Below are 12,304 nucleotides of genomic sequence, written 5' to 3'. Positions count from 1 at the left end.
GCGTAGAATTTCCGTCGTAAAGCTCCTGCTTTTGAGGTCCTCATGTTCGGCATCACCCATTTCGGTTTCTTCGTCGTCGCCGTTTTTCTGTTGAACGTCACGCCCGGACCGGACACCGCGTACATCGTCGGGCGCAGCGTCGCGCAGGGGCGGCGCGCCGGACTCGTGTCCGCGCTCGGTATTTCGGCGGGCTGCTGCGTGCATACGCTCGCCTGCGCGTTCGGCCTGACCGCGCTGCTCGCGGCGTCGGCCACCGCGTTCACAGTCATCAAGTTCGTTGGCGCGATGTATCTGATCTACCTCGGCGTGCGCCTGATCTTCACGCGGCAACAGGCAGCCCCCGCTCAGGGTGGCGAGCGCGTTGCGGGTGCGCCGAAGTCGCTGCGTCAGCTATTCCTGCAGGGTTTCTGGACCAACGTGCTGAATCCGAAGGTCGTGCTCTTTTTCGTGTCGTTCTTTCCGCAGTTCGTCGCGACGGACAGCGCGTACAAGACATGGGCGTTTCTCACGCTCGGCCTCGTGTTCCTCGCGATGAGCACCGTCTGGAGCAGCTTCGTCGCGTGGGTCGCCGGCAGCGTCACGCAGCGCTTTGCCGGCAAGCCGGGCGTGAAGCGGTGGCTGGACCGCACGGTCGGCAGCGCGTTCGTTGGTCTCGGCGTCCGGCTGGCAACCGTAACCCGATAATTGAATTTTCCCCGCGCACCCATATCTAACAAATCACTTACAATCGTTCGTCGCCGATCCACGGCGCGAGATAGGTGCCCGGGTTCGGGCAAGGAGTGGTGAACATGTTCAATTGGGTCAAAACCACGGTGTTGATGGCCGCGATTACGGCCCTTTTCATCGTCATCGGCGGCATGATCGGCGGTCAGCGCGGCATGATGCTGGCGCTGCTGATCGCGCTCGGGATGAATTTCTTTTCGTACTGGTTCTCGGACAAGATGGTCCTGCGCATGTACAACGCGCAGGAAGTCGACGAGGCGAGCGCGCCGCAGTTCTACCGGATGGTGCGCGAACTCGCGACGCGGGCCAATCTGCCGATGCCGCGCGTCTACCTGATCAACGAGGACGCGCCGAATGCGTTCGCGACCGGCCGCAATCCGGAGCACGCGGCGGTGGCCGCGACCACCGGCATCCTGCGGGTGCTGTCCGAGCGTGAAATGCGTGGCGTGATGGCGCACGAGCTGGCGCACGTCAAACATCGCGACATCCTGATCTCGACGATTTCCGCGACGATGGCCGGCGCGATTTCTGCAATCGCGAACTTCGCGATGTTTTTCGGTGGTCGCGACGAGAACGGCCGTCCCGGGAATCCGATCGCGAGCATCGCAGTGGCGTTGCTCGCACCGATCGCCGGCGCGTTGATCCAGATGGCGATCTCGCGTGCCCGCGAGTTCGAGGCGGACCGCGGCGGCGCGCAGATCTCGGGCGACCCGCAGGCGCTCGCTACGGCGCTCGACAAGATCCATCGCTACGCGAGCGGCATTCCGTTCCCGACCGCCGAGGCGCATCCGGCCACCGCGCAGATGATGATCATGAACCCGCTGTCGGGCGGCGGCATCGCGAAATTGTTCTCGACGCACCCGGCCACCGAAGAGCGCGTCGCGCGTCTGATGGAAATGGCGCGCACGGGACGCTTCGAATAAAGCGATGACGCGCTCCCGCGCAGCCGCACCGTAACGTAACCCAGCAAACCCGGGCCCAGGCCCGGGTTCCTTTTTTCCGCGTCTCCGCACCCGCGTACGCGTATGGCACGCGTATGGCGGGATGGCAGGTGCCAACGCTCGTCACGCTACAATGTGTGCCGTTTGCGTCGCGCGGCCTGCGCGACCCGCCCGTCCGTTCTCCATGACCCGAAAGCCTCCCGCGCCGCATCGTCCCCGCCCTTCTCCCGCGGCACCCGTTAGCGAATCCCGTCTGTCGGCGCTGCATCTTGCTCCCGATTCTCTCGGCTTCGCGCTCGACTGCGCGGCACAGGCCGTCGGCGCCGTGCGCGCCGGTGCTGCGCTGCCAGCTGCGCTGCAAAGCATCTTTTCTTCGGTGAGGAGCGGTGGCGTCGAGTTGTCGCGCGGTGCCGTGCAGGATCTCGCGTACACGACGATGCGCCGTCTCGCGGCCGCCGACTGGCTGATCGCGCAGCGCGTCCACAAGGCGCCGCCGCCGCATGTCGGCAATCTGCTCACGTGCGCGTTCGCCTTGCTGCTGACCCGCGATGACGAAACGCCGCCATACACTCCATTCACGGTCGTCGATCAGGCAGTCGAGGCGGTCGGCGCGCGACGCGAATTCGCGTTTGCCAAAGGGCTCGTCAACGCGGTGCTGCGCGGCTTCCTGCGCGAGCGCGACGTGCTCGTCGCGCAATTGCAGTCCGATGATGTGGCGCACTGGAACTATCCGCAGTGGTGGCTCGACGCGGCGAAGCGCGCGTCGCCCGATGCGTGGCAGACAGTGCTCGCCGCGGGCAACGTGCAGGGACCGCTGACGCTGCGTGTGAACGCGCGTCGCACGACCGTCGACGCGTACCTGCAACTGCTGCGCGAGCACGGCATCGGCGCCGTGCAGGCGGGCGCGCACGCGGTGCGGCTCGATGCGCCGCTGCCGGTCGAACGCGTGCCCGGTTTCGCCGACGGCGTCGTGTCGGTGCAGGACGCGGGCGCGCAGCTCGCGGCGCCGCTGCTCGACGCGCGCGACGGCATGCGCGTTCTCGACGCGTGCGCGGCGCCCGGTGGCAAGACCGGACATCTGCTGGAACTTGCGGACGTCGACGTCATCGCGCTAGAAAGCGATGCGTCGCGCGCGTCCCGCATCGGCGAGAACCTGCAGCGTCTGAAGCTCGCCGCCGACGTGCGCATCGGCGATGCGGGAGACCCTGCCGCGTGGCACGACGGCGAACCGTTCGACCGCATTCTCGCCGACGTGCCGTGCTCCGCGTCGGGCATCGTGCGGCGGCATCCGGACATCCGCTGGCTGCGGCGCGCATCCGATATCCCCGCGCTCGTCGACGGGCAGCGACGCATTCTCGGTGCGCTGTGGCCGCTCCTGAAGCCCGGCGGCGAGTTGCTCTACGTTACGTGCTCGATCTTCCCCGAAGAAGGCGAGTTGCAGGCACAGTGGTTTGGAAAGCAATACCAGGATGCGGTACGATTGGACGCGCCGGGGCAACTGCTGCCGACGGCTGCCCGCGTGCCCGTCGACGCCTCGGCCGGTTCCCTGGCCGGGCACGACACCGGCCAGCACGCTGACCACGACGGATTCTTCTACGCGCGCTTTCAGAAACGGTGACGATCAAACGCCTCTTCCCGCTTCGGCTTGCGGTCGTGCTCTGGATCGCTCTGGCCGTCTGCCTGACCGCAGCTGGCCAGGCGCGCGCCGATTCGATCGCCGTGCAGCGCGCGTCGCTGCAGTCGGACAACAATGGCTGGAGCCTCGACGCGCGTTTCGATTTCGACCTGAACAGCAGCCTCGAAGACGCGGTCAACCGCGGCATCCCGCTCTACTTCACGACCGATTTCGAATTGAGCCGGCCGCGCTGGTACTGGTTCGACGAGCAGCCGGTCAACGTGTCGCAAAGCATCCGGCTGTCGTTCCAGCCGCTCACGCGCGAATATCGCGTGTCGAGCGGCGGTTTGCAGCAAGGCTTCCCGACGCTCAAGGACGCACTCGCGGTGATCAAGCACATCACGTCGTGGCACGTGATCGACCGCAAAGACGTGTACGCCGGCGAGACCTACACTGCGTCGGTGCGCATGCAGCTCGACGTCGCGCTGATGCCCAAGCCGTTCCAGATCGACGCGGTGAACAACCGTGACTGGAATCTCTCTTCCGACTGGAAGCGTTTCACTTTCACGGTGACCGAACGTGCTAAATAGAGTGCGCCGCGTCACCAGTGTCAGCAGCATCGTCGCACGCGTGCTGGTGTCGACGGTCGGCGTAACGGCCTTGCTGCTGCTCGTGCTGCTGGCAGCGGCGAGCGCCAATACCGAATTCTTCGACCGCTACTACGGCTGGCTCTACGCGGCGAACATCGTGGTCGCGCTGATCTTCATGCTGATCGTGGCGGTGCTGGTCAGCATCATCGTGCTGCGGCTGCGGCGCGGAAAATTCGGCACGCGGCTGCTCGCGAAGCTCGCGTTCTTTTTCGCGCTCGTCGGCGTGGTGCCTGGCGGGATCATCTACGTCGTGTCGTATCAGTTCGTATCGCGCAGCATCGAGTCGTGGTTCGACGTGAACGTCGAGACCGCGCTGACCTCGGGCCTGAATCTCGGGCGCGGGATGCTCGACGCGTCGCTGTCCGATCTGCAGACCAAAGGTCGCCTGATGGCCGAGCAGATCGCGAGCGCCGATTCCGCCGGCACGACGCTGACACTGCTGCGGCTACGCGACCAGTTCGGCGTGCAGGATGCGACCATCGTCGAACCAGTCCGCAGCATGTCGGGCGCGGCGCCCGACATGCGCGTCGTCGCCCAGGCGTCGAGCAACTTCTCGTCGCTGGTGCCGAGCGACCTGCCCACTCAATTGATGATCGATCAGGCGCGCGGCCGCGGCTTCGCGGCGATCGAAGGCGAGGTGGACGGCGATCCGCGCGCGCAAGGCGCGAAGGGCGCGCTGCGGCTGCGCATCGTGCAGCGCATTCCCGATTCGAACGCGTCGTTGCTGCAGCCGGTCGAGCGCTTCCTGCAGCTCACGCAGCCCGTGTCGCCGACGCTCGCGCGCAACGCCGACGCGGTGCAGCGCGCGTATCGCGAGTATCAGGAGAAGTCGCTTGGCCGCACGGGGCTGCGCAAGATGTATATCGGTACGCTGACGCTCGCGCTGTTCCTCGCCACGTTCATCGCGATGATGATCGCGCTCGCGCTCGGTAACCAGCTCGCGCGGCCGCTGTTCCTGCTCGCACAGGGCACGAAGGAAGTGACCGAAGGCGACTACACGCCGAAGCGCGAAATCAAGTCGCGCGACGAACTCGGCTTCCTCACGCAGTCGTTCAACGCGATGACGCGACAGCTTTCCGAAGCGCGCGCCGCGGTCGAGAACAACCGTGTCGCGCTCGAACATTCGAAGGCGTATCTCGAGAGCATCCTCGCGAATCTCACGGCCGGCGTGTTCGTGTTCGATCGTCAGTTCCGGCTCACGACAGCGAACCGCGGCGCCGAGCGGATTTTCCGGCAGCCGTTCCAGGCGCTGCTCGGTTCGGCGATCGACCGCATCGCCGTGCTGACGGACTTCGGGGCGATGGTCCGCAAGGCGTTTGCCGATCGCGATGCGGCGAGTCGCGACGGCGACACCGGCGGCCATTGGCAGCAGCAGTTCTCGGTCGAAGTGCCGGGCGAAACGGATCCGCTCACGTTGCTCGTGCGCGGCGCGCGGCTCGTGTCGGCGGTCGAAGGCAGCGTGGCCGATCCGCAGACGTCGGGTTACGTGGTCGTGTTCGACGACATCTCCGATGTGATCTCCGCGCAGCGCTCGATTGCGTGGGGTGAAGTGGCGCGACGCCTCGCGCACGAAATCAAGAATCCGCTGACGCCGATCCAGCTTTCCGCCGAACGTCTGCAGATGAAACTCGCGGACAAGCTCACGCCGTCGGACGCCGACGTGCTGAAGCGGGGCGCGACGACGATCGTCAATCAGGTCGCGGCGATGAAGCAGATGGTCGACAATTTCCGCGACTACGCGCGCACGCCGCCCGCCGTGCTGGCGAACCTGCAACTGAACGATCTGGTCAGCGAGGTGCTGACGCTGTACGGGATCGAGGAAGGCAAGAGCCCGATCGCGGTCGAACTCGCGGTGCTGCCGGTGATTCGAGGCGACGCGACGCAATTACGCCAGGTGATCCACAACCTGCTGCAGAATGCGCAGGATGCGGTGGCCGATATGCCCGAGCCGCGTGTGTTGCTCGAGACGAGGACAGTAGAATACGGAGACCCCGACGCGGAGGGCAAGGTGCGCGTCGCGGTCAGACTCACCGTCACGGACAACGGGCCCGGGTTCCCCGCGCGCATCCTGACGCGCGCGTTCGAACCTTACGTGACGACCAAGGCCAAAGGAACAGGGCTCGGTCTTGCGATGGTCAAGAAGATCGTCGACGAACACGGCGCGCGCATCGACATACGCAACCGGATGAGAGCCGGCGATGTGATCGAGGGTGCGCAGATTTCGATTCTCTTTCTTCAACTTGCAGACGATGCTGCGGCGCCCGGCGCAGGGCCGCAGGCGACGCACAGTGCGGCGTCGCAGGGAACGACAAAAGCAGCAGTGCAGACAAGGGCAGCGTAAATGGCAACCATCCTGGTGGTAGACGACGAAATGGGCATCCGGGAATTGCTCTCGGAGATTCTGAGCGACGAAGGGCATGTCGTGGAGGCGGCGGAGAACGCGCAGGAGGCGCGCGAAATCCGGTTGCGCCAGGCGCCCGACCTGGTGCTGCTCGATATCTGGATGCCCGATACCGACGGCGTCACGTTGCTGAAGGAGTGGGCCGCGCAGGGTCAGCTGACCATGCCCGTCATCATGATGTCCGGCCACGCGACCATCGACACCGCAGTCGAAGCGACGAAGATTGGCGCGCTCAATTTTCTCGAGAAGCCGATCGCGTTGCAGAAGCTGCTGAAGGCGGTCGAACAGGGGCTTGCGCGCGGCAATGCGGCGCCGGCGCCTGGCGGTGTCGCGGCGAAGCCGGCGTTGCCGGCGGGCAGTGCGTCGGTCGCGTCGGCGGCCGCGTTGCCGGTGTTGTCGAGCGATGGCCTCGGCGGCGGTGCGCTGCCGAGCCAGACCGCGGCGATCTCATTCGACATTCCGCTGCGCGATGCACGCGACGCATTCGAGCGCGCGTACTTCGAATATCATCTCGCGCGCGAAAACGGCAGCATGACGCGCGTCGCGGAGAAGACCGGGCTCGAGCGCACGCACCTGTATCGCAAGCTGAAACAGCTGGGCGTCGATCTCGGCAAGAACAAGGGCGAATGAAGCGGGTGTGCGACGCTCGCTCGCGCCGCGGCAGAATTTTTCGGCGGGGGCTTGAGCGGGGCGGGTCGCTTTGCTATACTCTCGCTTCTTCGTTGGCCCGGTAGCTCAGTTGGTAGAGCAGCGGATTGAAAATCCGCGTGTCGGTGGTTCGATTCCGCCCCAGGCCACCAGAATTCAGCCCCAGGAAATCGCAAGATTCCTGGGGCTTTTCACATGCTGGATCCGAAGCGTCGCGCGCGTTGCGACGCGTCCGGCGCAAGCCCAAAGGCAGCCCGCCAGCGGCACTTTTGGCGCGATGATAAAATTGCACGTTTTCAAGGACTTGCTGGCGTAGCCGTAAGCGTGCCCGCAAGTCCTTTTCGTTTTGGCGCGCGATGCACGCACATGGGTGCGGTGAGCATCCGCTCCGGCGATCAGCGGTATAAGCGGCCGGCGCGCTGCGCGCGAAACGCGCGACCTATACTGCACGAGCCGGCATCGTGCCGGCGCGCGTCGCACGATGGCACGGGTGCACGGCAAGACCGCCACGAAAGCCACGCAACGACACGGCACTCATCATTCACGGAGTTTCATGGTGATCCGCAAAGACGCTAAGAACAGCGCGCTGGTGCTGTTTTCGGGCGGCCAGGACTCGGCTACCTGCCTCGCCTGGGCGCTCGATCGATACGAAACGGTTGAGACGCTCGGTTTCGATTATGGCCAGCGGCACCGCGTCGAACTCGAATGCCGCGACGGGTTCCGCCAGGCGGTGGTGCGAGGGTTTCCGGCGTGGGCCGCACGGCTCGGCGAAGACCACACGATCGATCTATCGGTGCTCGGCGCGATCAGCGATACCGCGATGACGCGCGAGATCCAGATCGAAGCGACGGCGAACGGCCTGCCGAACACATTCGTGCCGGGCCGCAACCTGATGTTCATGACGATCGCCGCGGCGATCGCTTACCGGCGCGGCTTGCAGGTACTCGTTGGCGGTATGTGCGAAACCGATTTTTCCGGCTACCCCGATTGCCGCGACGACACGATGAAGGCGCTGCAGGTCGCGCTGAATCTCGGCATGGATACGCGCCTGCTGCTCGAAACGCCGCTAATGTGGCTCGACAAGGCCGACACGTGGCGTCTCGCGCACGAGCTGGGCGGTGACGAACTGGTCGAACTGGTCCGTGTCGAGACGCACACGTGCTACGTCGGCGAACGGTCCGAACTGCACGCATGGGGTTTCGGTTGCGGCGAGTGTCCGGCGTGCCGTCTGCGCAAGCGCGGCTACGATGCGTATCTCGCCGGCGAGCAGGTCGCGGCGCCGGTGTGAACGTGAACGCGGCGTGAGTCTTTTGACATAACCGCCGCCGGCTAGATGAAGTTTCACCAGGAAGTAACGACGAAGCATTCAGGAAGCAGAGCATGACGTACGCGGTCAAGGAAATCTTCTACACGTTGCAGGGCGAGGGCGCGAATGCCGGGCGTCCGGCCGTGTTCTGCCGGTTCGCCGGCTGCAACCTGTGGTCCGGTCGCGAAGAGGACCGGGCGAGCGCCGTGTGCCGTTTCTGCGATACCGATTTCGTCGGCACCGATGGCGAGAACGGCGGCAAGTACCGCACGGCCGACGAACTGGTCGCGATGATCGCGTCGCTATGGCCGGACGGCGAGGACAACCGCTTCGTCGTGTGCACGGGCGGTGAGCCGATGCTGCAGATCGACGCGCCGTTCGTCGACGCGCTGCACGCGGCCGGCTTCGAGATCGCGATCGAAACCAACGGTTCGCTGCCGGTGCTCGACACGATCGACTGGATCTGCGTGAGCCCGAAAGCCGATGCGCCGCTCGTCGTGACCAAAGGCAACGAACTGAAGGTGGTGGTGCCGCAGGACAACCAGCGCCTCGCCGACTACGCGAAGCTCGACTTCGATTATTTCCTCGTTCAGCCGATGGATGGCCCGTCGCGCGACTTCAACACGAAGCTCGCGATCGACTGGTGCAAACGCCATCCGCAGTGGCGCCTGTCGATGCAGACTCACAAGTACCTGAACATTCCCTGATTTACCGTGCTGACCATTACCCGAAAACTCGAATTCGATGCGGGCCACCGCATTCCCGATCATCGCAGCCAGTGCCGCAACCTGCACGGGCATCGTTACGTGCTCGAAATCACGCTGCAGGGCGATGTGGTCGAAACGGAAGGCGCACCGGACCGCGGGATGGTGATGGATTTCGCCGACGTGAAGTCGCTCGCGATGCAGCATCTCGTCAACCTGTGGGATCACGCGTTTCTCGTCTATGAAGGCGACACGCGTGTGCGCGAATTTCTCGACTCGATGCCCGGCCACAAGACGGTCGTGCTCGACCGCATCCCGACCGTCGAAAACCTTGCCGCGGTCGCGTTCGAGATCCTCGCCGACGTCTATGATGCGCACTACGGCGTGAACCTGCGCCTGCAGCACGTGCGCCTGTACGAAACGCCCAACTGCTGGGCTGACGTGGTTCGCGACTAACCCGTTATTGTCACGGTATGATCGCCTCGACAACCATACGGAGCGAGACATGCCGGTTACCACGCTACGCGGCGCACGTCGTTCGAACCCGGTCCAGGCCGGGCTGACCCCACGCCACTTTTCTTCGCTCGCCCGCCTTCGCGGCGGCGCAGTGCCAACCCGAATGGGGGCCGCACGATGAGCACCTTCACGAATCCACTGAAACAACGTCTGCGCGAATCCGATGCGCTGTTCGGGCTATGGCTGTCGCTCGGCAGCGATGCCGCCGCCGAAGCGCTCGCGCATGCCGGTTTCGACTGGCTGCTGATCGACATGGAACATTCGCCGAACGACAGCGGCGACGTCACGTCGCAACTGCGCGCGATCGCCGCCGCGCATCTGCCGAGCGAGCCGGTCGTGCGCGTACCGGCCAGCGATGGCTGGCTCGTCAAGCGCGTGCTCGATGCGGGCGCGCGCACGCTGATGTTCCCGAACATCGAATCCGCCGACGAGGCTGCGCACGCGGTGCGTCTCACCCGCTATCCGGCTACCGACATGCCGGACGGTCAGCGCGGTGTCGCGGGCGCGGTCCGCGCCGCGGCGTACGGCATGCGCCGCGACTACGTGCAGAACGCCAACGCGCAGATCGCGACGATCGTGCAGATCGAATCGGCACGCGCGGTCGAAGCTGTCGACGAGATCGCGGCGACACCCGGCGTCGACTGCCTGTTTGTCGGACCCGCCGATCTCGCGGCGAGTCTCGGTCATCTGGGCGATTCGAAACATCCCGAAGTGCAGGAGGCGATCGCGCACATCTCGGAGGCGGCACGCCGCGCCGGCATCGGCAGCGGCATCTTCGCGCTCGACGTTGCGGGCGCACGTCAGTATCGCGACGCGGGCTTTCGCTTTATCGCGCTCGCTGCGGACGTGATGTGGCTGCTGCGCGCGACCCGCCAGGCGCTGCAGGAGGCACGGTCATGACCCGAAGTTTTATGCGTGCCGCGTGCGTGGCCGCTGCCGTGCTGCTCGCGGCCGGCCCTGCGCTCGCGCAGACGAAAAGCCCGAAAGCCCACGACATCGAAACCGACACGGCGGTCGCCGATTACAACGCGGGCAATCTCGGCGCGGCGCTGGTCGAGTTTCGCAAGGCCGCTGAACACGGCAGCCGGCTCGCGGAATTCAACTACGCGATGATGCTGATCAACGGCGAGGGCACTGCGGTGAACGCCGACGAAGGCAAGAAGTGGCTGCGCAAGGCCGCCGACGCGAACATGTCGCACGCGCAGTACGTGTACGGCAAGATGTACGACGATGGCGAGTTCGTCGGGCGCGATCCGGCCGAAGCGCATCGATGGTTTTTGAAGGCCGCGCAGCAGGGTCATGTGCTGGCCGAACTCGCGCTGGCGAACCAGTTTCTCGATGGCCGCGGCACGACGCGCGACAACCGTCAGGCGTTCATCTGGTACAAGAAGGCCGCCAAGGGCGGCGACATGACCGCGCAGTATGTGGCGGGCTCGTTCTACGAGCGTGGCGGCGATGGCGTGGAGCGCAACCTGAACGTCGCGCGCGCGTACTATGCGGCGGCGGCGGCGCAGGGCGATCCGGCTGCGCGCCTCAAGTATCAGGAACTGTCGGCGCAACTGGCCAACGAGGCGCCGAAACAGCCGTGACGCGAATGCCGCGGGCGGCTCGCATGAACGAGCCGCCGCGCGGTCAGCTCTGCCGCTTTAACTCTGCATCAACCGCTTCTGCCGCGCGACGCTCATGATCAGACCGATCGCGACGCCCAGCGTCGTCAACGCGGTGCCCCCATAGCTCATGAACGGCAGCGGCACGCCGACCACCGGCAGGATGCCGCTGACCATCCCGATGTTGACGAACGCGTAGGTGAAGAACGCCATCGTCAGCGAGCCGGCCAGTAGCCGGCCGAACAGCGTCGCGCCGTTCGCCGCGATGTACAGACCGCGCGCGATCAACGCCAGGTACAGCACCAGCAGCACGATCCCGCCCGCGAGTCCGAATTCCTCGGAGAACACCGCGAAGATGAAGTCGGTGTGCTTCTCGGGAATGAACTCGAGGTGCGCCTGCGTGCCCTTCAGCCAACCCTTGCCGAGCGTGCCACCGGAGCCGATCGCGATCACTGCCTGAATGGTGTGGAAGCCTTTGCCGAGCGGATCGGAGGTCGGATCGAGCAGTGTGCAGATGCGGTGCTTCTGGTAATCGTGCATCAACGGCCACGTCACGTCGGGCTGGCAGATGCGGTCCTGGAACGCTGCGATCGAGCCCACTGCGATCACGCCCGCGATCAGCACCGGCACGATGAGCTTGAAGCTGAGGCCCGCAAAGTAGATCACGAAGAACCCGGAGGCGAACACCAGCACAGCGGTGCCGAGGTCCGGCTGCTTTGCGATCAGCGCGACCGGCAGCACGAGAATGACGAACCCGACCAGATAGTCGTACCAGCGCATCACGCCTTCGCGTCGCTGGTAGTACCACGCGAGCATCAGCGGCGTCGCGATCTTGAGAATCTCCGACGGCTGGATCACGACGCCGACGTTGATCCACCGCTTCGCGCCCTTGCGCGTGAGCCCGAACGCCGCGACCGCGAAGAGAAGCGCGATGCCGAACGTGTACAGCGGCACCGCGAAGCGCATCAGCGTAGTGGGTGGCACGTTCGCGAGACCCCACATCAGCACGAATGTCAGCAGGATGTTGCGCAACTGGTCCTCGACGCGCCCAGGCACGTCGAGGCTCGCGCTGTACAGCGTGACGATGCCGACGCACAACAGCAGGAACACCGTCAGCGCGAGCGGACGATCGAAGCCCGCGAACATCCGCCTGATGCGGTCGAGTGAGGCGCGCCTGTCGAATTGCATGCCTT

At 65.3% G+C, this 12,304-nt stretch carries 12 protein-coding genes and 1 tRNA gene; 12 read left to right on the top strand and 1 reads right to left on the bottom strand.

Annotated elements, in window-relative coordinates:
• The first annotated feature begins 42 nt into the window (after positions 1–42).
• From ACREXZ_RS00620 to ACREXZ_RS00565, 12 genes are all read left to right on the top strand, one after another.
• Positions 43–684, top strand: coding sequence for a LysE family translocator (locus tag ACREXZ_RS00620; RefSeq protein ID WP_431762079.1), 642 nt, complete (start codon positions 43–45; stop codon positions 682–684).
• 104 nt (positions 685–788) lie between these two features.
• Positions 789–1,646 carry a zinc metalloprotease HtpX gene (gene htpX, locus ACREXZ_RS00615; protein ID WP_431762078.1) on the top strand — a complete coding sequence of 286 codons (858 nt, stop codon included), beginning with the start codon at positions 789–791 and terminating at the stop codon, positions 1,644–1,646.
• Between the two features lie 202 nt (positions 1,647–1,848).
• The gene (gene rsmB / locus ACREXZ_RS00610; RefSeq protein WP_431762077.1) at positions 1,849–3,282 is read left to right on the top strand and encodes a 16S rRNA (cytosine(967)-C(5))-methyltransferase RsmB; all 1,434 of its coding nucleotides are present in this window, start codon (positions 1,849–1,851) and stop codon (positions 3,280–3,282) included.
• Positions 3,279–3,869 carry a DUF4390 domain-containing protein gene (locus ACREXZ_RS00605; RefSeq protein ID WP_431762076.1) on the top strand — a complete coding sequence of 197 codons (591 nt, stop codon included), beginning with the start codon at positions 3,279–3,281 and terminating at the stop codon, positions 3,867–3,869. The genes rsmB and ACREXZ_RS00605 overlap by 4 nt, the downstream gene beginning before the upstream one ends.
• Positions 3,859–6,270 carry an ATP-binding protein gene (locus tag ACREXZ_RS00600; protein WP_431762075.1) on the top strand — a complete coding sequence of 804 codons (2,412 nt, stop codon included), beginning with the start codon at positions 3,859–3,861 and terminating at the stop codon, positions 6,268–6,270. The genes ACREXZ_RS00605 and ACREXZ_RS00600 overlap by 11 nt, the downstream gene beginning before the upstream one ends.
• A complete protein-coding gene (gene esaR, locus ACREXZ_RS00595) occupies positions 6,271–6,960 on the top strand; it encodes a response regulator transcription factor EsaR (protein ID WP_431762074.1) in 690 nt (229 codons plus the stop codon). It abuts the gene before it with no gap.
• A 94-nt stretch (positions 6,961–7,054) separates the two neighbouring features.
• Positions 7,055–7,130 (top strand) — tRNA-Phe (locus ACREXZ_RS00590).
• A 404-nt stretch (positions 7,131–7,534) separates the two neighbouring features.
• The gene (gene queC, locus ACREXZ_RS00585; protein ID WP_431762459.1) at positions 7,535–8,266 is read left to right on the top strand and encodes a 7-cyano-7-deazaguanine synthase QueC; all 732 of its coding nucleotides are present in this window, start codon (positions 7,535–7,537) and stop codon (positions 8,264–8,266) included.
• A gap of 92 nt (positions 8,267–8,358) precedes the next feature.
• On the top strand, positions 8,359–8,991 hold the full coding sequence (gene queE / locus ACREXZ_RS00580) for a 7-carboxy-7-deazaguanine synthase (RefSeq protein ID WP_431762073.1): 633 nt from the start codon (positions 8,359–8,361) through the stop codon (positions 8,989–8,991).
• A 9-nt stretch (positions 8,992–9,000) separates the two neighbouring features.
• Positions 9,001–9,444, top strand: coding sequence for a 6-carboxytetrahydropterin synthase QueD (gene queD, locus ACREXZ_RS00575; protein WP_431762458.1), 444 nt, complete (start codon positions 9,001–9,003; stop codon positions 9,442–9,444).
• Between the two features lie 177 nt (positions 9,445–9,621).
• Entirely contained in the window at positions 9,622–10,404 is a 783-nt protein-coding gene (locus ACREXZ_RS00570; RefSeq protein ID WP_431762072.1) for an HpcH/HpaI aldolase family protein, read from the top strand.
• On the top strand, positions 10,401–11,093 hold the full coding sequence (locus tag ACREXZ_RS00565) for a tetratricopeptide repeat protein (protein WP_431762071.1): 693 nt from the start codon (positions 10,401–10,403) through the stop codon (positions 11,091–11,093). Before ACREXZ_RS00570 ends, ACREXZ_RS00565 begins: the two co-directional genes overlap by 4 nt.
• A 57-nt stretch (positions 11,094–11,150) precedes the next feature.
• Here the strand turns inward: ACREXZ_RS00565 and rodA are convergent, their stop codons facing one another.
• Positions 11,151–12,299 carry a rod shape-determining protein RodA gene (gene rodA / locus ACREXZ_RS00560; protein ID WP_431762070.1) on the bottom strand — a complete coding sequence of 383 codons (1,149 nt, stop codon included), beginning with the start codon at positions 12,297–12,299 and terminating at the stop codon, positions 11,151–11,153.
• Between the last annotated feature and the right edge of the window lie 5 nt (positions 12,300–12,304).

Origin of the sequence: Paraburkholderia sp. (genome assembly GCF_050742655.1) — a bacterium.
In the GTDB taxonomy this organism is placed as follows: Bacteria; Pseudomonadota; Gammaproteobacteria; order Burkholderiales; family Burkholderiaceae; genus Paraburkholderia.
This window is presented reverse-complemented; position numbering and strand designations above follow the sequence as displayed.